This window comes from Pseudomonas crudilactis, assembly GCF_013433315.1.
GTDB lineage: Bacteria > Pseudomonadota > Gammaproteobacteria > Pseudomonadales > Pseudomonadaceae > Aquipseudomonas > Aquipseudomonas crudilactis.
Window position 1 is genome coordinate 204,883 of the sequence record NZ_WXVV01000004.1, and the last position, 22,235, is coordinate 227,117.

18 protein-coding genes, 1 other RNA gene and 1 pseudogene are annotated in these 22,235 nt (G+C 59.3%); 12 read left to right on the forward strand and 8 right to left on the reverse strand.

From position 1 onward, the window contains the following. The first annotated feature begins 58 nt into the window (after window positions 1–58). The 7 genes from GTU76_RS06620 to ssrA all read left to right on the forward strand — a co-directional run bounded on the left by GTU76_RS06620 (window position 59) and on the right by ssrA (window position 7,193). Window positions 59–883, forward strand: coding sequence for a (Fe-S)-binding protein (locus GTU76_RS06620; RefSeq protein WP_180698274.1), 825 nt, complete (start codon window positions 59–61; stop codon window positions 881–883). Beyond that, window positions 880–2,334: a LutB/LldF family L-lactate oxidation iron-sulfur protein gene (locus GTU76_RS06625; RefSeq protein ID WP_180698275.1), complete on the forward strand. Its 1,455-nt coding sequence runs from the start codon at window positions 880–882 to the stop codon at window positions 2,332–2,334. The genes GTU76_RS06620 and GTU76_RS06625 overlap by 4 nt, the downstream gene beginning before the upstream one ends. After that, window positions 2,334–3,005, forward strand: coding sequence for a LutC/YkgG family protein (locus GTU76_RS06630; protein WP_016986516.1), 672 nt, complete (start codon window positions 2,334–2,336; stop codon window positions 3,003–3,005). Before GTU76_RS06625 ends, GTU76_RS06630 begins: the two co-directional genes overlap by 1 nt. Continuing rightward, entirely contained in the window at window positions 3,002–5,812 is a 2,811-nt protein-coding gene (locus tag GTU76_RS06635; protein ID WP_180698276.1) for an FAD-binding and (Fe-S)-binding domain-containing protein, read from the forward strand. Before GTU76_RS06630 ends, GTU76_RS06635 begins: the two co-directional genes overlap by 4 nt. Before the next feature lie 130 nt (window positions 5,813–5,942). Then, complete coding sequence (locus GTU76_RS06640) at window positions 5,943–6,224, forward strand: BAR domain-containing protein (protein WP_180698277.1); 282 nt, start codon at window positions 5,943–5,945, stop codon at window positions 6,222–6,224. A gap of 207 nt (window positions 6,225–6,431) precedes the next feature. Next, window positions 6,432–6,707, forward strand: coding sequence for a hypothetical protein (locus tag GTU76_RS06645; protein ID WP_016986519.1), 276 nt, complete (start codon window positions 6,432–6,434; stop codon window positions 6,705–6,707). Window positions 6,708–6,804: 97 nt separating this feature from the next. Then, window positions 6,805–7,193: a transfer-messenger RNA gene (ssrA, locus tag GTU76_RS06650) on the forward strand. 91 nt (window positions 7,194–7,284) lie between these two features. Here the strand turns inward: ssrA and GTU76_RS06655 are convergent. Continuing rightward, window positions 7,285–8,325, reverse strand: a complete 1,041-nt coding sequence (locus GTU76_RS06655; RefSeq protein ID WP_180698278.1) for a DMT family transporter — start codon at window positions 8,323–8,325, stop codon at window positions 7,285–7,287. Window positions 8,326–8,641: 316 nt separating this feature from the next. Here GTU76_RS06655 and GTU76_RS06660 point away from each other — a divergent pair, with 316 nt between their 5' ends. The 3 genes from GTU76_RS06660 to GTU76_RS06670 all read left to right on the forward strand — a co-directional run bounded on the left by GTU76_RS06660 (window position 8,642) and on the right by GTU76_RS06670 (window position 11,363). Next, window positions 8,642–9,016: a DUF6124 family protein gene (locus tag GTU76_RS06660; protein ID WP_016986521.1), complete on the forward strand. Its 375-nt coding sequence runs from the start codon at window positions 8,642–8,644 to the stop codon at window positions 9,014–9,016. 250 nt (window positions 9,017–9,266) lie between these two features. Further along, on the forward strand, window positions 9,267–9,854 hold the full coding sequence (gene rimJ, locus GTU76_RS06665) for a ribosomal protein S5-alanine N-acetyltransferase (protein ID WP_175555420.1): 588 nt from the start codon (window positions 9,267–9,269) through the stop codon (window positions 9,852–9,854). Between the two features lie 30 nt (window positions 9,855–9,884). Continuing rightward, the gene (locus tag GTU76_RS06670; RefSeq protein WP_425503629.1) at window positions 9,885–11,363 is read left to right on the forward strand and encodes an ArnT family glycosyltransferase; all 1,479 of its coding nucleotides are present in this window, start codon (window positions 9,885–9,887) and stop codon (window positions 11,361–11,363) included. Window positions 11,364–11,429: 66 nt separating this feature from the next. Here the strand turns inward: GTU76_RS06670 and GTU76_RS06675 are convergent, their stop codons facing one another. Continuing rightward, window positions 11,430–12,251 (reverse strand): phosphatase PAP2 family protein, encoded by an 822-nt coding sequence (locus GTU76_RS06675; RefSeq protein WP_180698279.1) that lies wholly within the window; start codon window positions 12,249–12,251, stop codon window positions 11,430–11,432. After that, window positions 12,248–12,919 carry a lipopolysaccharide core heptose(II)-phosphate phosphatase PmrG gene (gene pmrG / locus GTU76_RS06680; RefSeq protein ID WP_175555422.1) on the reverse strand — a complete coding sequence of 224 codons (672 nt, stop codon included), beginning with the start codon at window positions 12,917–12,919 and terminating at the stop codon, window positions 12,248–12,250. The genes GTU76_RS06675 and pmrG overlap by 4 nt, the downstream gene beginning before the upstream one ends. A gap of 388 nt (window positions 12,920–13,307) precedes the next feature. On the opposite strand from pmrG, the pseudogene GTU76_RS30515 reads away from it, so the two are divergent. After that, window positions 13,308–14,234: pseudogene (locus GTU76_RS30515) on the forward strand (methyl-accepting chemotaxis protein); the annotation flags it as partial. Between the two features lie 144 nt (window positions 14,235–14,378). Further along, window positions 14,379–15,092 carry a methyl-accepting chemotaxis protein gene (locus GTU76_RS30520; protein ID WP_371042694.1) on the forward strand — a complete coding sequence of 238 codons (714 nt, stop codon included), beginning with the start codon at window positions 14,379–14,381 and terminating at the stop codon, window positions 15,090–15,092. Between the two features lie 177 nt (window positions 15,093–15,269). On the opposite strand, the gene GTU76_RS06690 is transcribed toward GTU76_RS30520, so the two are convergent. From GTU76_RS06690 to GTU76_RS06710, 5 genes are all read right to left on the reverse strand, one after another. After that, window positions 15,270–15,482 (reverse strand): FitA-like ribbon-helix-helix domain-containing protein, encoded by a 213-nt coding sequence (locus GTU76_RS06690; RefSeq protein WP_180698280.1) that lies wholly within the window; start codon window positions 15,480–15,482, stop codon window positions 15,270–15,272. Window positions 15,483–15,588: 106 nt separating this feature from the next. Then, window positions 15,589–16,917 (reverse strand): DUF1329 domain-containing protein, encoded by a 1,329-nt coding sequence (locus tag GTU76_RS06695; RefSeq protein WP_425503630.1) that lies wholly within the window; start codon window positions 16,915–16,917, stop codon window positions 15,589–15,591. Window positions 16,918–17,111: 194 nt separating this feature from the next. After that, complete coding sequence (locus GTU76_RS06700) at window positions 17,112–19,070, reverse strand: DUF1302 domain-containing protein (RefSeq protein ID WP_180698282.1); 1,959 nt, start codon at window positions 19,068–19,070, stop codon at window positions 17,112–17,114. Window positions 19,071–19,118: 48 nt separating this feature from the next. Continuing rightward, window positions 19,119–20,408, reverse strand: a complete 1,290-nt coding sequence (locus GTU76_RS06705; RefSeq protein WP_180698283.1) for a phospholipase C/P1 nuclease family protein — start codon at window positions 20,406–20,408, stop codon at window positions 19,119–19,121. Window positions 20,409–20,648: 240 nt separating this feature from the next. Beyond that, entirely contained in the window at window positions 20,649–22,217 is a 1,569-nt protein-coding gene (locus GTU76_RS06710) for an FGGY-family carbohydrate kinase (protein ID WP_180698284.1), read from the reverse strand. Between the last annotated feature and the right edge of the window lie 18 nt (window positions 22,218–22,235).

Consider the following 22,235-nt stretch of genomic DNA (forward strand, 5'->3'; position numbering starts at 1 on the left):
TCTCTATATTCAGCAGCCTCAGCGGACGGATAACCGGGACCACCCGGAGACACGCCTGATGAGCGAGCTTTTTTATAACGCTGTGCCGAACGCGACCCGCGTGGCACCGCCACTGCCCGAACCTCGGCAATACCCCAGCGAGAAACCGTCGCGGGTTTATCTGTTCGGCACGTGTGTGGTTGATCTGTTCTACCCCGAAGCCGGGATGGACGCGATCCACTTGCTGGAGCGCGAAGGGATCCGGGTCGAGTATCCACAAGGGCAAAGTTGCTGCGGGCAACCGGCCTACACCTCGGGTTACACCGAGCAGGCGCGGACGGTAGCGCGCTCGCAGCTGGCGCTGTTTGCCCGGGACTATCCGGTGGTGGTGCCGTCGGGATCCTGCGCCGGCATGCTGCGCGAGCATTACGCCGACTTGTTCAAGGACGAGCCGGAGACGTTGAAACAGGTTCAGGCCCTCGCGGCCCGCACCTATGAGCTGGCCGAATTTCTGCTGTTCGTCTGCAAGGTGCAGCTCAAGGACAGCGGCGAACCGGTCAAAGTCGCGCTGCACACTTCGTGTTCGGCACGCCGCGAAATGAACACACACCTGCACGGCCGCGAGTTGTTGGCGCAGTTGAGCAACGTGGAACGGGTCAACCATGACCACGAAAGCGAATGCTGTGGCTTCGGCGGAACATTCAGCGTCCGTATGCCAGACATTTCCGGCGCGATGGTGGCTGACAAGACCCAAGCGTTGAAGGATTCCGGCGCGCACAAGGTATTGAGCGCCGATTGTGGCTGTTTGATGAACATCAACGGCGCATTGGAGAAACAAAAAGAAGCGCTGCGCGGGCAACATCTCGCCAGCTTTCTGTGGCAACGAACCGGGGGTGCGCAATGAGCACTTCCGCGATTATTCCTACGGTCGCCGTAGAAGAGGATTTCCGCACCCGGGCGCACAACGCCTTGGGTGATCAGCAACTGCGGAACAACTTCCGCACTGCCATGGACTCACTGATGCTCAAGCGGGCAGCCGCTTTCAGCGATGCCCACGAAAGAGAACATTTGCGCGCACTGGGCAATTCGATCAAAGCCCGCGCGCTGTCCAAGTTGCCCGACCTACTCGAGCAACTGGAACAGAACCTGACCCGCAACGGTGTGACAGTGCACTGGGCGGAAACGGTGGACGAGGCCAATGGCATCGTCTTATCGATCATCCGCGCTCACGAGGCGCGGCAAGTGATCAAGGGCAAATCGATGGTCAGCGAAGAGATGGAGATGAACCATTTCCTCGAGGCTCGGGACATTGAATGTCTGGAGTCCGATATGGGGGAATACATCGTCCAGCTCGACCACGAGAAGCCTTCACACATCATTATGCCGGCGATCCACAAGAATGCCGGTCAGGTCGCGTCCTTGTTCCACGACAAACTTGGCGTGGAATACACCAAGGACGTTGACCAACTCATTCAGATCGGTCGCAGAGTCCTGCGGCAGAAATTCTTCGAAGCGGACATCGGCGTCTCCGGTGTCAACTTCGCCGTCGCCGAGACCGGCACCCTGTTGCTGGTGGAAAACGAAGGCAACGGGCGCATGACCACCACCGTGCCGCCGGTGCACATCGCCGTCACCGGTATCGAAAAAGTCGTGGAAAACCTACGCGACGTGGTGCCGTTGCTGTCACTGCTGACGCGCTCGGCGCTGGGCATTCCGATCACCACTTACGTCAACATGATCTCCGGCCCGCGCAAGGAACACGAACTCGACGGCCCACAGGAAGTGCATCTGGTCCTGCTCGACAACGGTCGCAGCCAGGCTTTCGCCGACAGCGAACTGCGCCAGACCTTGAATTGCATCCGCTGCGGCGCCTGCATGAATCATTGCCCGGTCTATACCCGCGTCGGCGGCCACACTTACGGCGAGGTGTATCCGGGGCCGATCGGCAAAATCATCACCCCGCACATGGTCGGTCTGGCGAAGGTACCGGATCACCCGAGCGCGTCATCGCTGTGCGGAGCCTGCGGTGAAGTGTGTCCGGTAAAAATTCCGATCCCGGCAATCCTGCGGCGCCTGCGCGAAGAGAACGTCAAAGCCCCGGACAGCCCACATCAAGTGATGCGCGGTCAGGGCAGCAAGTATTCGCGCAAGGAACGCTTTATCTGGAACGCCTGGGCCAAGCTCAATAGCTCGCCGACGCTGTATCGATTGTTCGGTTTCTTTGCCACGCGCCTGCGTGCGCTGACCCCGAGCAACGTTGGCCCGTGGACGCAAAACCACAGCGCGCCGAAACCCGCCGCTCGCTCACTGCACGACATGGCCCGCGAGCATCTGGCCAAACAGGGAGACCGCTGATGAGCGCCAAGCAAAATATCCTCGGCAAGCTGCGGAAAAGTCTGACTGGCACCACGCCGATTGCCGACGACTTCGATGTCGATCTGGTGACGCAGCCCTACACCTACAGCGCCGAACAACGCATCCCGCAACTGCGCAAATTGATGGAAGCGGTGCACACCGAAATCCACCTGACCTCGGGCGAAGAATGGCCAGCCTTGCTCGCACAATTGCTGCGTGATCGTCAGTTGCCGAGCCTGTTGATCGCACCGACGACAGCGCACGGGCAGAAAATCGTTCAGCACTGGGCGAACAATCCCGAGCTGCCGACGCTGAAATCCTACGACCGTCCAATGGAAGAATGGAAAGCCGAACTGTTCAACGATACCCCGGCCAGCCTCACCGGCACCCTCGGCGCAATCGCCGCCACCGGCAGTTTGATCATGTGGCCAACCCGAGAAGAACCACGACTGATGAGCCTGGTGCCGCCGGTGCATTTCGCCCTGCTCAAGGCCAGTGAAATCCGCGACAACTTCTATCAGGTGCAACAGGAATTCGAATGGGCGCAAGGCATGCCGACCAATGCTCTACTGGTCTCCGGCCCATCGAAAACTGCCGACATTGAGCAAGTACTGGCATACGGCGCCCACGGCCCGAAAGACCTGGTGGTTCTGATTCTGGAGGACCAATGACGCTTCCCGTTAACTTCCTGCGTGATGCGCAGCAACTGATTCCCGCCGAGCGCCGTTTTGATGACCCGTTATCGACCCTGGCCTTTGGTACGGATGCCAGTTTTTATCGGCTGATTCCGCAACTGGTAATCCGCGTCGAGTCCGAAGATGAAGTGGTCGCGCTGCTGAAACTGGCCCAGCGTGACCATGTCCCGGTGACCTTCCGCGCTGCGGGCACCAGCCTGTCAGGCCAAGCGATTAGCGACTCCGTGTTGATAGTGCTTGGGGATAACTGGAACGCCCGCGAGATTCGTGGCCAAGGCACGCAGATTCGCCTGCAACCAGGTGTGATCGGCGCGCAGGCCAACGCATGGCTGGCACCGTTCGGGCGCAAGATCGGCCCGGATCCAGCGTCGATCAACGCCTGCAAGATCGGCGGCATCGTCGCCAACAACGCCAGCGGCATGTGCTGCGGCACCGCGCAAAACACCTACCACACGCTGGCCGGCATTCGCCTGGTACTCGCCGATGGCACACGCCTGGATACCGAGGACGCTGCCAGCGTCGACGCTTTTCGCAACAGTCATGGCGAGTTGCTGGAGCGCTTGACGACCTTGGGCCGCGAAACCCGCGCCAACGCCGAACTCGCCGCACGAATCCGCCACAAATACCGTCTGAAAAATACCACTGGCCTGTCGCTGAATGCCTTGGTGGATTTCGATGAGCCTGTGGATATCTTGAGCCACCTGCTGGTCGGTTCCGAAGGCACGCTTGGCTTCATCAGCGCGGTGACCTACAACACGGTGATCGATCACCCGAACAAGGCTTCGGCGCTGATCGTGTTCCCGGATGTGGAAACCTGCTGCAACGCGGTCACCGTGTTGAAAAGCCAACCGGTATCCGCCGTAGAACTGCTGGATCGGCGCAGCCTGCGCTCGGTGCAAGACAAACCGGGTATGCCCGCGTTCGTACAGCAGCTGTCGAACAATGCCTGCGCGCTGCTGATCGAATCCCGCGCCGCGTCTTCCACTTTACTGCAGGAACACCTGGCGCAAATCATGGCGTCGCTCAGTGGTTTCCCGGTGGAGAAGCAAGTCGACTTCACCGAAGATCCTCTGGAAAACGCCAAGCTCTGGGCCATCCGCAAGGACACCTTCCCCGCCGTCGGCGCCGTGCGTAAAACCGGCACCACGGTGATCATCGAAGACGTGACCTTCCCGGTCGAACAACTGGCCATCGGCGTCAATCGCTTGATCGAGCTGTTCGACAAACATGCCTACGACGAGGCGATCCTTTTCGGACACGCGCTGGAAGGCAATCTGCACTTCGTCTTCACCCAAGGCTTCAACAACCCGGAAGAAGTCGCACGCTATCAAGCGTTCATGGACGACGTCGCGCAACTGGTTGCGGTGGAATTCGGTGGATCGTTGAAAGCCGAACACGGCACCGGCCGCAACATGGCGCCGTTCGTGGAACTGGAATGGGGCAGCGACGCCTATCAGTTGATGTGGCAGCTCAAACGTCTGCTCGACCCGAACGGAATTCTCAATCCCGACGTGGTGCTCAGCGAAGATCCACAGATTCACCTCAAGCATCTGAAGCCACTGCCGGCAGCCGACGAGATTGTCGATAAGTGCATTGAGTGCGGCTTTTGCGAACCGGTCTGCCCGTCGAAAGGCCTGACCCTGAGCCCGCGCCAGCGCATTGTGATCTGGCGCGATATTCAGGCGAAAAAACGCGCCGGCGTCGACACCACCGAACTGGAAAAAGCCTACGAGTACCAAGGCATAGAAACCTGCGCCGCCACTGGTCTGTGCGCGCAACGTTGTCCCGTAGGCATCAACACCGGCGAGCTGGTGAAAAAGCTCCGAGGCCGACACGCAACGCATCAGAAAACGGCTGACTGGATTGAAGGAAATTTCGCCAAGACTTTGCAGGGCGCACGCTTCACTCTGCACGTGGCCAACGGTGCGCGGATGATGCTCGGCGCGCCGCGTCTGGCGAAACTTTCGGCAACCATTACGCGGCTGTCCAAGGGCCAAGTGCCGTTGTGGACGAATGCGATGCCGCAACCGGAGAAGGCGATTCGCTTCAGCCCGAGCGTGTCGGACGGGCGCCCGCGCGTGGTGTATCTGGCGGCTTGTGTATCGCGGGTCATGGGACCAGCGGCGGGTGATAAAGAGCAGATGTCGCTGTACGACAAAACCCGTGGGTTACTGGAAAAGGCCGGTTACCAAGTGGTCTTCCCGGACAATCACGACAACCTCTGCTGCGGCCAGCCGTTCGCCTCCAAAGGCTACACCGAGCAAGCAGAGCACAAGCGTCAGGAACTGATCAGCGCATTGCTCCATGCCAGTCGTGGCGGTCTCGATCCGATCTACTGCGATACCAGTCCGTGCACGTTGCGCCTGGTTCAGGACGTAGGAGAAACCCGTCTGGATCTGTACGATCCGGTGCGCTTCATCCGTACGCATCTTCTCGAACGACTCGACTTCACCCCGCAAGATGCACCGATTGCCGTGCACGTGACCTGCAGCACTCAGCATCTGGGCGAAAGCCAGGCGCTGATTGATCTGGCGCGCAAGTGCAGCAAAACCGTAGTGATTCCGGAAGGGATTCATTGCTGCGGATTTGCCGGCGACAAGGGCTTCACCACACCGGAGTTGAACAGCCATTCGCTGCGCACGCTCAAGGATGCGGTGCAGCATTGCAGCGAGGGGATTTCCACCAGTCGCACGTGTGAAATCGGCCTGACGCAACACGGTGGAATCGATTATCACGGCCTGGTTTATCTGGTCGATCGAGTCACTCAGGCGAAGGCCTGCTGAAGAAAATCAGAACCCCTGCGCGAGACCGCAGTCCACAGAACAGGCCTCGAACACTCGAGGCCGTTCCTTCTTTCGGTGACCGGCACTCAGGGTCAGCGAAGTCTGGATCCCTCAGCGTAAGGAGATACACATGAAACGTTCTGTACTGCTCGGTCTGTTCGTTACTGCCTCGGTGATGGCGTCGACTTCGTTTGCCGCTGATAAGCCAGGCAGCCTGTGCGAAGCCAATTTGAATCAAATCGAAAGTGCCAAGTCGCAATATCAGACGTCACCGGAATTGAATGCGCGCGTCTCAGCCAGTGTGAGTAAAGCCCAAGCCCTCAAGGCCCAAGGCAAGACCGACGAATGCCTCGTGGAAACCCAGCAAACCCTTCTGGAGATCCAGAAAAGTACGGGCGACACAAAAAAATGAGCCATGAGCTGACCAGCATTCAGATTGGCGTCATCGGCTCGGGGTTTGGTGCGCTGGCAGTTTCATACCAGATGTAAAAAAAAACCGAATTCTTGTGTGCCGTCGCGGTCGATTGAACAGGCCCGACACAACGCGGCCTGCCATGACCTCGGCATAGCCGCCAGACCGTCCGGCAGCACCGAGCTCCCATCGCTCAAGGAGATACCCATGAAGCATTCTGCAATTGCTGGACTGTTCATCGCTGGTGCACTTCTGGCGTCGCCGGTGTTTGCGGCAGACAAAGACCTGTGTGCCGGGAATCTTCAAACCATAAAAGACTTCATCACCAGCCAGCCTTCTATTCCGGAGACCTCGCTGAACAACGTCAAGACTGCGCAGGAAGATGCCATGAAGGCTCAAGCTGCCGGGGATGACAAGAAATGCGTTGAGATCAGCAACGGCATGATCACGAAAATGCAGATCCGCAACCCAACACGTAACTGACACGCCTGGAAGCCAACCTTCGGGTTGGCCTTCCACCACCGTTTGACGTACACTGCGCAGGCTTGTTGCTCAAACAGATGTACTGAGCAATGAGTTCGGGGCCGTTTAGGATTCGACGCCGGTTGCGAAACTTTAGGTGCATGCCGACTTGGTAACAGAAGTCGTAAATCCACTGTTGCAACTACTTATAGTTGCCAATGACGACCAATACGGTGTTGCTCTCGCTGCTTAATTGCAGCTGACAATGCTCCTGGTACCTTCGGGTCCAGCAATCATCAGGGGATGTCTGTAAACCCAAAATGATTGTCATATAGAACAGAATCGCCGTGCAGTACGTTGTGGACGAAGCGGCTAAAACTTACACAACTCGCCCAAAGCACCCTGCCCGTCGGGTCGCTGAGGGTTAACTTAATAGACACGGCTACGCATGTAGTACCGACAGCGGAGTACTGGCGGACGGGGGTTCAAATCCCCCCGGCTCCACCAACTCTCAACAACAAAGCCCGCCAAGTGCGGGCTTTGTTGCATCTAGCCGTCCCATCCAGCCCCTTTCGAAAACCAACCCCGTCCACACACCTCAATGCTCATGCCGATGATGCACATCCGGGAAATGCGCATGACGGTGACGCATCGGCGTATGCACATGCGGATGACTGTGCGGCTCCGTTCCATCCCAGTCAAACCCGTGCACATGCTGGTGATGCTCGTCATGTGTGTGGCGATGATCATGCTCGAGCCGTTCGTGCTGATGCTCATGAGCATGGTTCTCCATCAGATGAATCCATACCCCCACGGCCATTAACGCTACAGCGAGCAGGAACATCAGCGATACCGACTCGCCCAGCAGCAGAATCGAGATACCTGCGCCCAGAAACGGCGCGGTGGAAAAGTACGCGCCGGTGCGCGCACTGCCCAGCCCGCGCAGGGCCAGGACGAACATCACCAGGCTGACGCCATAACCGAGAAATCCGACCAGCAGAATGGGCACCAGCGAGGCGGCTGCGGGCAGCTGTTTGCCGATGAACAAGGCGAGGCCGCAGTTGACCAATCCCGCCACAAGCCCCTTGCTGCCCGCGATAAACAGTGCATCCGAGGCAGAGACCTTACGCGTCAGGTTGTTATCGATGGCCCAGCAAAAACAGGCAAAGGCGACGGCGAGCGGCCCTGTCCAGTCCTGCGCCGAGACGGCCTCTTGCGGCCATGACAACACGACACCACCCGCCACGATGGCGAGCATGCCGATCACGATTCGCCGATCGGCATTTTCCTTGAACACTACCCACGCCAGCAGTGCCGTGAGCACTGATTCCAGATTGAGCATCAGTGACGCGCTCGCGCCGGACGTTCTGGTCAAACCGAACATCAACGCCACCGGCGCCAGCACACCGCCGAAGCCGATGGCGCCGACCAGCCACGGCCATTCGCCGGGTCCGAGTCCGGAACGCTGCCAGCCTCGATCGCGGGCAAAACGCAGGACGGTCAAACCCAGCCCGCTGCCCAGATAGAGCAACCCGGCCAATAGAATCGGTGAAATCTGTACCCCCAACAGCTTGGCGAGTGGCGTACTGGCGCCAAACAATGCTGCCGCAACCAACGCGTAGAGCACGCTCGCATTCATGAAGGGATCACTCGCTCGGGCCGATGAAATACCGGCAACAATCATGGCAGAACTCAGGTGAGAATTATGTGAACGGTTTCGCCCGCTGACCACATGCCTTGAGATGACTTTCCGCGATCACCACGACTGCTGTCTGGTTTTATCGCCACGCCCTCCTTCCCACACAGAACGTCCTAGGAAAATTCCCGCAACACGCGTCGACTTTGATGAACTGGTGGACAGTTCCTCGTGGCGTTACCCTCCACGACCACTGCCATCCCAATGGACGACTTGGCAGACGCAATTGCAGTGAATGTTCACTCCACGGAGCTACGTCATGAAGAAAATCACCCGCCTTTCCCTGGTTGGCCCGGCACCTTCCGACGCGCCAGCGTCCAGCACTCAAACCCAATCGAATACCACCGCACGCAACGAGGCGCAGAACCGGCGGCGTAGAGTTCCTCTCAATCAGCTCATCAGGGTACGCGACGATGTTGACACCCTGACCCTGCTCACCCACGCCAGCGAGATTCTCGACTCTCTGACGGCCATCAGCGCCAACTTTGCCGATGAGTTCGACGGTTCGAAACGCCATGTGGCGGTGGCAATGAAGCAATTAAGCGCACTGGCCGAGATCCTGGTCTGCCGGGCACGGGACAATCTTGATCCGCAGGGCACGCCGCCCTCATCCAGGCCTGAAACCTGCCATTGACGGGTAAAGTCTGTGCACGTTTATTGACGCATCAGACACGGTTGGAGCCGCCCATCGAGATGAATTTTTCTTCACTGCAGCTGCGCGGCCAACCCTTGTACAGTCCGTTCGCTCATTCAAGAAACTACGGTTCGCCCGCGCTCCTGCGGGCTTTTTTTTGCCTGAAACAAAGCCCCTGCTTCGCCACGACTTGCCGAAACCCGGCGGATTGCGCGACTCTGCCGGAAGATTCCCCATTCCGGAGCGCCCGATGCCGCTGTTGACCCTGCCCTGCCAACGCCTGACGCTCGCGATACTGGCTCCGGACCAGGCCGAACTTGAAAGCGAGTTCTATCAACGCAACCAGCGTCACCTCGCGCCATGGTCGCCTATCCGCACCACCGAATATTTCTCCACCGAGCAGATTCGCCGGCGTCTTGAAATACAGGCCAGCGCCTTCGAGGCCGGGCTGGCCCTGCATTTCGCACTACTGACGCCGGACGGCCAGCAGATGATCGGCGCATGCAACTTCAGCGGCATTATTCGCGGGGCCTTTCAGGCGTGTTATCTGGGCTATCACATCGATGAGGCCCAACAGGGACAGGGCTTGATGCACGAGGCGCTGGAGGCTGGCATCGCTTACATGTTCGATACCCAGAACCTGCACCGGATCATGGCCAATTACATTCCGGGCAACGAACGCAGTGCGCGCTTGCTTGAGCGCCTGGGCTTCGAACGTGAGGGTTACGCCAAGGCGTATCTGAACATTGCCGGACGCTGGCAGGACCACGTGATGACGGCGCTGGTCAACTCCAGGTTCGAAACGCCGGAAAAGCGCTGGTCGAAACCTTTGGCGTGAGTTTCACAATTCGTTAAGGATTGCCGTCGTATGCTCAGGCCTCCCGCCCCTTCCGGTTGCCTGATCCTTATGTCGCGTGCCGTCACTTCGCTGTTTCTGCTTGCTGCCCTGCTGTTTTTCTTCGCGCTGGGTAACCACCAATTGCAAGGCTCCACCGAGGCCCGCGTCGCCGGCATCGCCATGGAGATGCATCTGGACGACGACTGGGTGACACCTCGTCTGTTCGGCGAACCGTTTCTGGAAAAACCACCGCTGAGCCTGTGGCTGGATGCTGGTGCCATGCGCGTATTCGGCGTGTCACCGTGGGCCGTGCGACTGGCGTCGGCGGTGGCCGGGCTGCTCAGTGTGATGCTGCTGTACGGCATGTTGCGCCGCTTTGAACGGCCGAAGATGATTGCCTGGACGGCGGGCATTCTGCTCGCGACCATGGCCAGTTACTGGAGCAATGTGCGCGGCGTCGGTGAAGATGCATTGCTCGCCCTCGGCGTGACCACGGCACTGCTCGCCTTTTTCCAGGCGCAACGAGCATCGACTCTCGGCAACTCGCTGTTGTTTGTCGTCGGGATCGCCATCGCTACATTGAGCAAAGGTGTGCTGGGGCTGGCAATGCCGGGGGTGGTGATTTTTGCTTATCTGCTGGCTGACAACCTGATGGACAAGCGCCTGAAAATCACCGATTGGCTGCGCCCGGGCTTACTGACCCTGGTCGGTTTGATTCCGCTGCTGATCTGGCTCGTCATCCTCTTCCAGCACGGCGGCGCACAGGCCGTCAAAGAGGTGCTGCTGACCAACAGCGTCGGACGCTTCAGCGGTTCGTTCGTCGAGGCCGGGCACTACGAACCGTTCTACTACTACCTCGCCAAACTGCCGGAAGCCTTCCTGCCGTGGAACATTCTGGTGTACCTGGGGCTCTGGCATTTCCGTAAACAATTGAAGGCTAACCGCTACTTGCTGTTTTTCAGCCTGTGGATCGTTGCGCAGTTCGTGATGCTGACGTTGGCGTCGAGCAAGCGTACGGTGTACCTGATGTCGATGACACCCGCCGCCGCAGTGATCGCCGCGGAGTATGCGGGCGTGCTGTTCGAGCGCTTGAAGCAGTACGAATCAGGCAATGGATTCGTAGGCCGAATCGCCCGACAGCGTCAGACACTGGCAATGGGTGTACTCACACTGGTGATCGGCAGTTACCTCGCAGCCGCGCAATGGGCCCTGCCCCACGCCGACAAAAAGCTTTCGTTCCTGCCATTGAGTGCAGAGATTCAGACGCTGCAAACCACTGGCCATCAAGTTGCGCTGTTTCAGGCCAACGAGCGGGTCGGTGGCGCTACGGTCTTCTACACCCAGCAGGTACTCAAAGGCCTGGATACCGAAGTGCAATTGCGAGGTTTCCTCGCGGCCTCGCCATCCCATGTCGTGGTGATGGCCGGCGACAGCGAACCCGCCGCCCCACTGAAAGTACTCAAGACCATGATGGTCGGACGACAGGCGTATTACTTCGTCGGCTATTGAGGCCTGCGCAGCCGCATAAAAAAACCGCCGATAATTGGCGGTTTTTTTCATTTCATCCGGACGGGTTCAGAGAGAGACCTCAGACTGCGCAATGAAAGCTTTCTGCGTGCGCTTGCTCAGCACCGGCACATCCAGCCGCACCCGGCCGTAGAACGCCAGCGCTGTCAGCAAACACGCCAGCCAGACAAAGATTCCGGCCCAGAAGGTGTGGGACATGTAGTGCCAACCTTGCAGGACACGAGTAGTGCCATAAACGAACCCCAGCAACAGTGAGCCCCACAAGATTGCACTGGAAAAACGCCATTGATAGCGCCGCGCCACGAAGTACAGCGCCAGCATGGTGAAGCCACCCGACGCATGACCACCCGGCCAGCACCGGCCACTCCCGGCTTCGTGGAACAGTTGAAAGTTGCTGTACCACTCAATGTGGGCCATTTTTCCGCCGTACAGCGTGGTCTCGATCGGGCAGTAAACGCTGGTGTGGGATTTGAGGAAATGGATCACCCCGGTGCAGACCGCAAACGCGACCACCACAAACAGAAAATCCCTACGATGATCAGCGGCAAAGCGCAGCACTGGCGCGACCTTACTGCGCTCCAGCATTGCGCCGAGGCGCGGACGCTTGTGCGGATTGACCAATGGCCAGACCACCGACAGCAGCGCGCCGATCAGGGCGACTTCCGCCGTCCAGTTCGGAATGATCCGCGCCCATTTATGCGTGAGCTTTTCGAAGAAGTGGATTTTGTCGAGCGGGAAGGTCTGGGTCAGCGGATCGAACAGCAGGTTGCTGAAGGCGATGTCGATTTTAGTCATGTCGAACATCAGGAACACCAGCGCCGCACAGGCGAGCGGAATACCAAAGTTGTATGCGTAGAAGCGGGATTTCATCGGGTATTCACCGTGCGCCAGTCGGAGGCTTCAATGAAGCCGAGCATCTTGGGAGCCGCCGGACTGGCAGCGGAAACAAACAATGACGAGCCATAACCCATGTCCGAGGCTGGCACTTTGAGGTCTTTCTCGATTTGCGCCATGCATTCGCTGTGGGTCACCAGCACCAGATTGCGACCGGGAACCTTGTGGGCCAGCGCATCCTGCAACATGCGCCCCCGGCAATTGATCAACCAGTCGTCACCGCTGGCGGCATGGTTGAACATGTAACCGGCGGTCTGCACCGTGCGCATCGACGGGCTGTTATAGATGTCGGCGTTGTTCAGGCCCAATTGTTCGAACCTTGCACCGACCGCCACCGCGACACTGCGCGAGCGATCGGTGATGCCGTCATTGCCACTCAGGCATGCCGCTTTGGAGTGATCGCAACGCTCGACGTGACGCACCAGCACGATCATCTCACCCTTGGCCCATCCCGCCGCCAACGCTTGCGCACCGGCAACATTGCCGTGGGCCAGGTCCGGCACCGCCGCCGGCGCCAGCAACCACAGGGTTACGGGGATCACCAATACCGATGCAGCCAACACCACCCAGGTGTTGCGAAAACGCGCCAAAAAGCTCAGATCGATCGAGCGTTTGACGCCGAACAGACTCAGTCTCAATTCCACAAAAACCGCCTCGCCACTCTGCATCACGGGTTCATTCGATGCGGCGAAGGTACAGAGGCGGGCGTGGGCAGCCAGTGAAACCCATGTGAAAAAAGTCTTGGGATCCGATGTTACAAATTCCGTAGGACAAAATCCTTTCAGCTCTGGGAAATGCGGCCGATACAAACCTGCTAACACCCTTGCTGGCTCAAAAAAACAACAATCTTCCAGCCTAACTGACGACAAGAAACCCAACGTTTCTGGAGGATTTTTGATGAATAGCTGGTTCGGCAACATCAGCGTAAACATGAAACTGGGCCTGGGCTTCGGCCTGGTACTGGCCCTGACCTGCGTGCTGGCCCTGACGGGCTGGACCAGCCTCGGTGGCCTGATCGATCGCAGCAACTGGATGAGCGACATCACCCAGCTCAATGCCGGTTTGACCAAACTGCGCGTGGTGCGCCTGCAATACATGCTGACCAATGGCGACGAAACCGCCGCACAGAATGTGCAAACCACCCTCGAAAGCTTCGCCGCGCAGCAACAGAAGCTGATCAATAGCTTCAAGAGCCCGGAAAACGTCAAACTGCTCAAGGAGCAGGCAGCGACCATCGCTGAATACCAGACGTCGCTGAATAAAATGCGCAATGCCTATCGCACCGGCAACAGCGCCCGCGACAGCATGAGCGTGAGTGCCGAGACCGCGTACAACCAGATCGAATCGATCAGCAAACGCGTGCAGCAGATGGACATGAGCGAGCAGCGTTTCGAACAGTTCCAGGCGATCACCGCCGCTAAGGAAGCGTTCATCCTCGCGCGCTACGAAGTGCGCGGCTACACCGCCACCACCAACGCCGAAACCGAGCAGAAAGCCGTCGGCCAACTGGATGTCGCGATCGCCAGCCTCAAGCAACTGAACGTGCATTTCGCCGACTCTCAGCAAGACGCCCTGCGTCAGCTGGAAACCGCACTGGTTAACTACCGCAGCGCATTGATGGCGTATAAAAACGCCAACACCGACGCTGTGCAGGCCCGTAAGGAAATGACCGATCAAGGCACCGCGATCGTCAACACCAGCGAGCAGCTGTATCAGATTCAACTCGACCGCCGCGATGTCGAAAGCGCCCAGGCACGCACCTTCCAGTTGATCAGCACCCTGCTGGCACTGTTGGTCGGCGTGATTGCTGCGGTGATCATCACCCGTCAGATCACCCGTCCGCTGCAAGAAACCCTGGCTGTAGTCGAGCGCATCGCCAGCGGCGACCTGACCCAGAACGTCACCGTCACCCGCCGCGACGAACTCGGCGTGCTGCAACAAGGCATCGCGCGCATGGGCGTAACCTTGCGCGACTTGATCAGCGGCATCCGCGACGGCGTCACCCAGATTGCCAGCGCTGCCGAAGAGTTGTCGGCCGTGACCGAGCAGACCAGCGCCGGTGTGAACAGCCAGAAAGTCGAGACCGATCAGGTCGCCACAGCGATGCACGAGATGACTGCCACCGTGCAGGAAGTCGCGCGCAACGCCGAAGAAGCCTCGCAAGCCGCTGCCGCCGCTGACGGTGAAGCCCGCGAAGGCGACAAAGTGGTCAACGAAGCCATCGCGCAGATCGAACGTCTGGCCAGCGAAGTGGTGCGTTCCACCGAAGCAATGAGCGTGCTGCAACAGGAAAGCGACAAGATCGGCAGCGTCATGGACGTGATCAAGGCCGTGGCCGAACAGACCAACCTGCTGGCCCTCAACGCTGCGATCGAAGCGGCACGTGCCGGTGAAGCCGGTCGTGGTTTTGCCGTGGTCGCTGATGAAGTTCGTGGTCTGGCTCAGCGCACACAGAAATCCACCGAAGAAATCGAAGGCCTCGTCGCCGGTCTGCAGAACGGTACCCAGCAAGTCTCGGCGGTAATGAGCAACAGCCGCGCCCTGACCGACAGCAGCGTCGCCCTGACGCGCAAGGCTGGTGCGTCGCTGGAAAACATCACCCGCACGGTGTCGAACATCCAGTCGATGAACCAGCAGATCGCCGCAGCGGCTGAACAGCAGAGCGCCGTGGCTGAAGAGATCAGCCGCAGCATCATCAACGTACGCGATGTGTCCGAACAGACCGCCGCGGCGAGTGATGAGACGGCTGCATCGAGTGTTGAATTGGCGCGCCTGGGTGGTCAGTTGCAGCAGATGGTCAGCCACTTCCGCGTTTGATCTTCGTACAGCGCTGAAGCAAAAAACCAATCGCGGGCAAGCCCGCTCCCACAGGTTTTTCAGTCGTTCACAGATGTTGTGTGCGACTCATAACCTGTGGGAGCGGGCTTGCCCGCGATTGCGTTATGGCTTGCGCTACTGATGCGTGGTCATACCGTGAAACTGCGTGCCCCACTTTCAACGCGAAGGCAAATCCAGCTCAACTCCGCCAACGCTTCTGAACCGCTCTTTGATCGCAGTCCCCAAGCCGCCAGTGGATTGATTCTGCTCAAGAGCGTTCTTCAAAATCACACACGCTTGCTCTTCAATCGATCGAGCATTGAGGTCGGCCGCCACCCTAAGCACTTCATAGAGCTGAGGGTCAAGATTGTCGATGGTCAAACTTGCCACAATGCACTCCGTCATAACTGAAATCGCAGCAGCGGAGGCTACCATGAAGCTTTTGCTGCGACGGTTTCAGGTTGTAACGCCAGAAAACATAGACAGGTCTGCTATCTCAGCGCGTACCCCGCTGCCGCAACGCCGACGGCATAAAGTACGCATCCTCCGGCACCGGCTGCGCGAAATCCACCGTCTCCGCCTCTTCGTTATCAAGGTTCTGTACGTAGTAACGGCGCGCCTGCAAATCGTGGAAAACATCCAGCGCACTCCACGTGGTCGGCAGGTCGTAGAAGTTTTTCAGGTAGGCCATCGACACGCGCCACAACTCCCCTCGCCCATCGTACTGATCGACCAGTGCCGCGCCCCAGCTGTCTTCATCGAGAAACAGCACACGCTTGGAATAGATATGCCGCGAGCCCGGTTTCAGGTTGCCTTCCACCACCCAGACCCGGTGCAGCTCATATCGGGTGTATTGCGGGTTGAGGTGACCCGGGGTGAGCAATTGCGCGTACTTCACCTCGGGGCTGGCGACTTTGTAGTTGTTGTAGGGAATGTAGATTTCCTGTTTGCCCTTGAGCTTCCACTCGTAGCGGTCCGGCGAGCCGTTGAACAGGTCGGTGTCGTCGGCGGTGCGCAGGCCATCGGAGGATGCGATCGGCGTGTCGTAGGCGAGGTTCGGTGCACGGCGCACGCGGCGTTGGCCGGCGTCGTAGATCCAGGCTTGACGTGCGTCTTTGAGCTGGTCGAGGGTTTCGTGCACGAGGGCGGCACCGCCGGCCAGGCGCGCCGGGCTTTTCACGAAGGCGAGGTAGTAGAACAGGATGTTTTTCAGGTCGGCGAACTGGCCGTTCGGGCGGTAATAGTTGAACAGCGCTTCCTGCTGCGAGGTCACCAGCGCGAAGCTGCCGTTGCGTTGTACCGGCGCTTCGGAAGCGCGGCGCACGACGTAGATGCCGCGATAGCGGGTGATGTGGTTCCACAGCACTTCAACGCCGTCCTTGGGCACCGGGAATGGCACGCCGCCGTAGGCATCGGAGAAACCGCTGCCGCCTTCGAGCAGCTTGGCCGAGGTGGCGTTTTTCAGGGTGTTGTCGTACAGCCACTGCGGCGCCGAGCCAGAGCGACGGGACGGGTAGATCGGCATCTGGAAGGTGTCGGGGTAGCTGTTGAACAGGGCGATCTGACCGGGGCTGAGGTGGGCTTTGTATTGGTCGAGATTGGCTTTGGTGATGGTGAACAGCGGTTTGTCGGCGGCGTATGGATCGGGGTGATGCTGACCGGGTTTGTAAGCGGCCGGGGCTTGAGTGATGCCGCCGGTCCACGCGGGAATCGTGCCGGCAGCGTTGCCCGCGCGCTCGGCGCCCATGGGGGTCAGGGTGGTTTTCAGTTGTTCGGCTTGTTGCGGGGTGATGGCGGCGAAAGCGCTACTGGCCGCCAGCCCCATGACGAGCGCCAGCGTGGTCTTGGTAAATCGTGAAGTGTGAAACATGATCTTCTCCAGAATGCAGAAACCTGTGGGAGCGAGCTTGCTCGCGAAAGCGATGGGTCAGTCGACATCAAGGTTGAATGTGCTGGCCTCTTCGCGAGCAAGCTCGCTCCCGCAGGGGGATGAGGTGTCGCAGACATCTCGTATGAAACTCACAGGAAATACTTGAGGTTGAACCCGACGTTGTCGCGGTCGCGAATGCCGTTGTTCTGCCCGCCGCCGTAGAACTCGGTGTACTGAAGTTCGGCTTCAAGCTTGTTCTGGTAATTGGCCTTTATCCCCAGCGTGTAAGCCTTGCGACCTTCGATGGTGTTGCCGGCCTGATAGCTGTTGCCCTCGAAATCGTCCTTGTAGACGATGTACGGCGAGACGTTAACCCCGGCATACACATCGTTCCAGGTGCCGTTGAGCATCGCCGTGTAGCTGTAGGAATTGCGGTTGACCTGATCGTCGCGATCACCGCCGGAGACATAGGAATAGTTACCGGTACCGGCGTAATAACGTCGGCTGCCGTCGTAGGCGGTGTATTGCAGACTGCTGCCGCGCAGGTGCTCGGAGGCCAGTTCGAAGATGCCGAACAGCGAGTCGAACGAGGCAGTCGGGCCGAAGTTGTAGATGGTCCCCAGCGAGGTGTTGAACGCTTCGACACGTTCGGCGTTGTTGATCTCGCTGTTGAGATTGACCATCTGCCCGCCGACGTTGATCGACCGACCCGTCACCGCCACAGCTGCACCGTTGGCCAGGTCGCCAATCAAATCGTTGGTCGCTGCAACGCCGATCGGCAAGTTCGGCCGATAAGCGATTTCACCAAACACCGACGCCTCGCCCAGCGTGGTGTTGAAGCTGAAGCCGTACATGCGGATGTCTTCGGCGTAGCGCCGATGCGCCTGGATATTGCCCATCACATCAGCCGTGGCCAGACCATTGGCCAGCGCCCCGGCCTGACTGCCAGCGACACCCGCCAGCAGGTTGGTCAGCGCATCCATGTCGATGCCTTTGTAGCCGCCCAGATCGGCAGCGATGGTCGGTTCCTTGGCGTGGTAATTGACCATGTACAAACCGAACTCGGTGCTGTTGAGCTGTTCGGCGATGTAGCGAAAAGCAAAGCCGAACTGGCCATCGTTGCGTGCGTTGTAGTCCTTGCCGACGCTCGCCACTTTCAGTGTGTTGCCGTAGGCCGGCGTCACGCCATTGGCGTACAGCCCGGTGCTTTGCAGGGCGGAACTCAGCAGCGGGTTGTTGCCGAGTGCGCTGTACAAACCGATGACGTTGCCAAACCCCGGCACCGGCGTATCGAGCGCCGTGCCGCTGAAGTTGTTGTAACCGGTGTTGCCACCGTCGGCGAACAGGTCGGTCTGCGAGTAGAAGGTGCCGACCGGGTCGATGCGGGTTTCCTTCCAGTTGGTCTGGTAGAAACTCTCCATGGTCAGTGAATCGGTCAGGCCAACGTTGAAGCTCAGCGCCTCGACCGGCACCAGCACTTCCTTCACTTCGGCGCCGGGCAAGCGGTACTTGGCGGCGTCCACCGGGTTGGTGGTGTTGATTCCGCCGCGATAGAAAATCCCCTCGCCCCAGTTGAACACCTGACGGCCGACACGTGCGGTCACCGGCATCTGCGCGACGTCCCAACTGCCGTGCACATAGGCGTCGAGCATCTCGATGCGGCTGCCGGCAATGTCGCGGGTCTGACTGGTGAAATGGTCGTCCTGCGGGTAGCTCTGGCTCGGTTGCGAGGGGCTGTTGTTGTCGTAGTAGTCGTTGCGTTTGTCCATCAGTTGCGTGTCGTAGAACGCAGTGCCGCGCACGAACACGCCATAGTTCTGATAGTTGGCTTCAAGCTCGGAGGTGATCTTGTACACCTCGGAAACCAGCCCGGTGTCGAAGTTGCGATTGCCGTCGTTGGTGTTGACGTCATCGTTAGTCTTGTCGCGGCCCTGCACCCGCCACAAACGGCCGTAGGACAAGGTCGTGTCGAGGGAGCCAGTGACCTGTTTGTCCATGAAGCTGAACTCCACCGCGTGCGCCGCATCGACTGCGCACAGTTGCAGCAACCCGGCCAGGCCGACACCGGGGAGTGCGGCGCCCGTCAGGCGCAATCGAGAGTTGATCATGTGTTCCTCCTTCCCTGTTTTTTTATTGTTTTGGTGTGCATTGCCGCGCTACGGGGCCAATCCCGCGCTGACGTAAATCCGGCTGTGTGAACCGAAATGCCCGAGCAATTTGAATAGCTGCTGGTTAAGTGCCGGGTGGTCGAAGTCTTCCTGTTGCAGTTGGTTGCCGCTGCTGAAATCACTGTTGACGGGCGCGGCTTCCAGCCACTGGCCGATGGCCTCGTCGAAGGCTGCGGAATCGTTGACCGACTCGGCGCTGACCACTTCGCGCAGGTAGTCGACCGCGTACGGCGGGTAGGTTTTGTCCTGAGCCACATCGGCGTATGCCGCGAGCATCGGATGCGGCTGACCGGTGCGTAGCACGCGCCGCAGCCAGGTTGACTGATACTTCTCGACTTCCATGTGTCGGGTCGCGACGCGCTCAATGGAGGCCTGTTTGTCCTCAGCAAAACCGGCGATGGCCTTGCCTTCCAGTAACAGAAGGCTGGCGAGGTCGACGCCGGGTAATGGCTTGGCGTGATACGGCTGGGTCAGGTCCTGAATGTGGTGCAGGCCCCAGCCGAGAAAGCGATAACCCCAATACGGATGACCGCTGGCAAACGCCAGTCGCGCCAGGCCCATGTATTGATACGCACGCCAGTCCGGCCAACTGCGTTCAAGGAAACCGGCAGCGGCGTACACCACGGGGCTTTCGTGGAAGAAGCCCATGTGGAACGGCGCCTGCGAGCTGTACTGGAACCGCGCATCACCGAACGGTTGCGGGCCGAAACCGTAGAGCGCGCCGACGTTGCCAGGGTTGTCGCTGAACAGGTTGATGTCGTGGCCGTAATCCGGCTCGTCGGCGGCGCTGGCGAGCACGGCCAGCGGTGCGACTTTTTCGTGATCGGTGACCACGATGAAACGTTGGCGATTCCACGGAGAAAGGGTTTGCTCGACCATGACCTGATTGGCCTGCAAGTGCTCACGCTCAGGCAGGTCTTTACCCGGCAAGGGCTGGATGACCATCGCCAGATGAATCTCGGGATTGATGCGCAGCGCCGTGAGGAAGTCGTGACGCAGATTGTCACTTGGCACGACCGGCAACTTCAGGTTATCGGGGCGTGGCGGGTATTGAGCAAAGTGCTCACGGGCGAAGGTTTCCTGTTGCTCCAACAGCGCCAGCACGGCCGGATATTGCTCGCTGAGAAACTGCTCCAGTGGCTCGACTGCAACCGCTGGTGCATCACGCAACGCCGGCAGTTCCTGCAACGCCAGATAGCTGCCCACCGTATGGTTCGACCAGCCCCAGGCGCTCGGGGCCGTTGCACAAAGCAGCAACAGGAGGAAGGTCAGCTTCATTGCTTTTCGTTCTTATTGGCGGTGCCGTGGGGGGTGAGCCTAACAACCGACCCCGCCGCTGACACTGTCCGATCTCACCAGAAAAAGTCTCCGATGGCGCCACATAAGCGGATCTGATTCCACCGCATAACCTTGTGGGAGCGAGCTTGCTCGCGAAAGCGGTGGGTCAGACAAGACATTAGTGACTGACACTCCGCATTCGCGAGCAAGCTCGCTCCCACAGGGATTGGTGGTGTTCTTTCAGGCGGGATAGCCGGTGATTTTGCGAATGCTCTGATACAGCGGCTTGAGCTGGCGATACATGCGCAGGTAGACCTCTTTGTACAGCTGCTCGTAGATTTTTTGTGCCTCCGGCTGTGGGGTGAACACCGTGCCCACCCGCGTCATCGCCGCGATCGCCGTAGGGAAATCCGCATGCAACCCCAACCCCACCGCACAACAAATCGCCGCGCCCAGACCCGACGCTTCGTACACATGCGGACGCTCCGCCGGCAGGCCGAAAATATTCGCCGTCAGCTGCATCGCCGCATCACTCTGCGAGCCGCCACCGGCCACGCGCAGACGCTTGACCGACACCTTCGAACGCCGCTCGATGTTCTCCATGCCCTGACGCAACGCATACGCCAGTCCCTCAAGAATCGCCCGGTAAATATGCGCCCGGGTGTGCACATCACCGAAGCCGATCATTGCGCCCTTCGCCTCGACACCCGGCTCGCGAATCCCCGGCGACCAGTACGGTTGCAACATCAGGCCCATCGACCCCGGCGGCACCGCCTCAACCAGCGCATCGAACAACTGCTCCGGCTCGATGCCCTGCTCTTTGGCCTGCTGCATCTCGCGCAGACCGAACTCGTTTTTGAACCAGCTGACCATCCAGTAACCGCGATAAATCATCACCTCGCAGTTGAACTGATCGGGCACAGCTGACGGGTACGGCGGAATCAACGGGACAATTTCCAGATAGCGCGAGCGGGTGCTGGTGATCGTCGCCGTGGTGCCGTAGGACAGACACACCGTACCCGCATCGACCACGCCGGCACCGACCACTTCACAAGCCTTGTCAGCGCCCGCCGCAATCAACGGCAAGCCTTCGGGAATACCCGTATGGCGAGCGGCCTCGGCGGTAATGTAGCCGAGGGTTTCACCGGGTTTTTGCAGGCTCGGCAATTGCTCGGGCCGCACCGCCAGCGCCTGCCATTTCCAGTCACTCGGCGCGGCCCATTTCAGGCGTTTGAAGTCGAACGGCAGATAGCCGACGCAGCAACCTACCGAGTCGACAAAACGCCCGCACAGTCGATGGGTGAGAAACCCCGAGAGCAGTAAAAACTTGTCGGTCGCCGCCCACACGTCAGGCTGATGTTTTGCTATCCAGTTAGCCTCAGCCTGGGCACGAAAGTAATCCACAGTGCCCTGCGCACCGACCAGTTTGAACAGCCAGCCCCACGGCCCTTTGATCCTGCCCTCGACTTCGCTCTGCCGTTGGTCGAGCCACAGAATCGCCGGACGCAGCGGCTTGCCTTCGGCATCAACGTTGATCACTGTACCGCGCTGCGTGGTCAGGGAAACGCCGGCAATCTGCGAGCGATCAATCCCCGTTTGCTGCCAGACCTGCTGACACGCCTCACCGAGTTTCGCCCAGTAATATTCCGGATTCTGCTCGGCCCAGCCCGGTTGCGTCGAGTAATACGCCTGCAACTCGACCTTGCCTTTGCCGAGCAGATTGCCCTGCAAATCGAAGAGCAGCGCACGCACGCTCTGGGTGCCGTTGTCGATGGCCAGCAGGTAACGCTTGTTCGGGTGGTTATCCATGGAGCTCTCTTCAAGGGG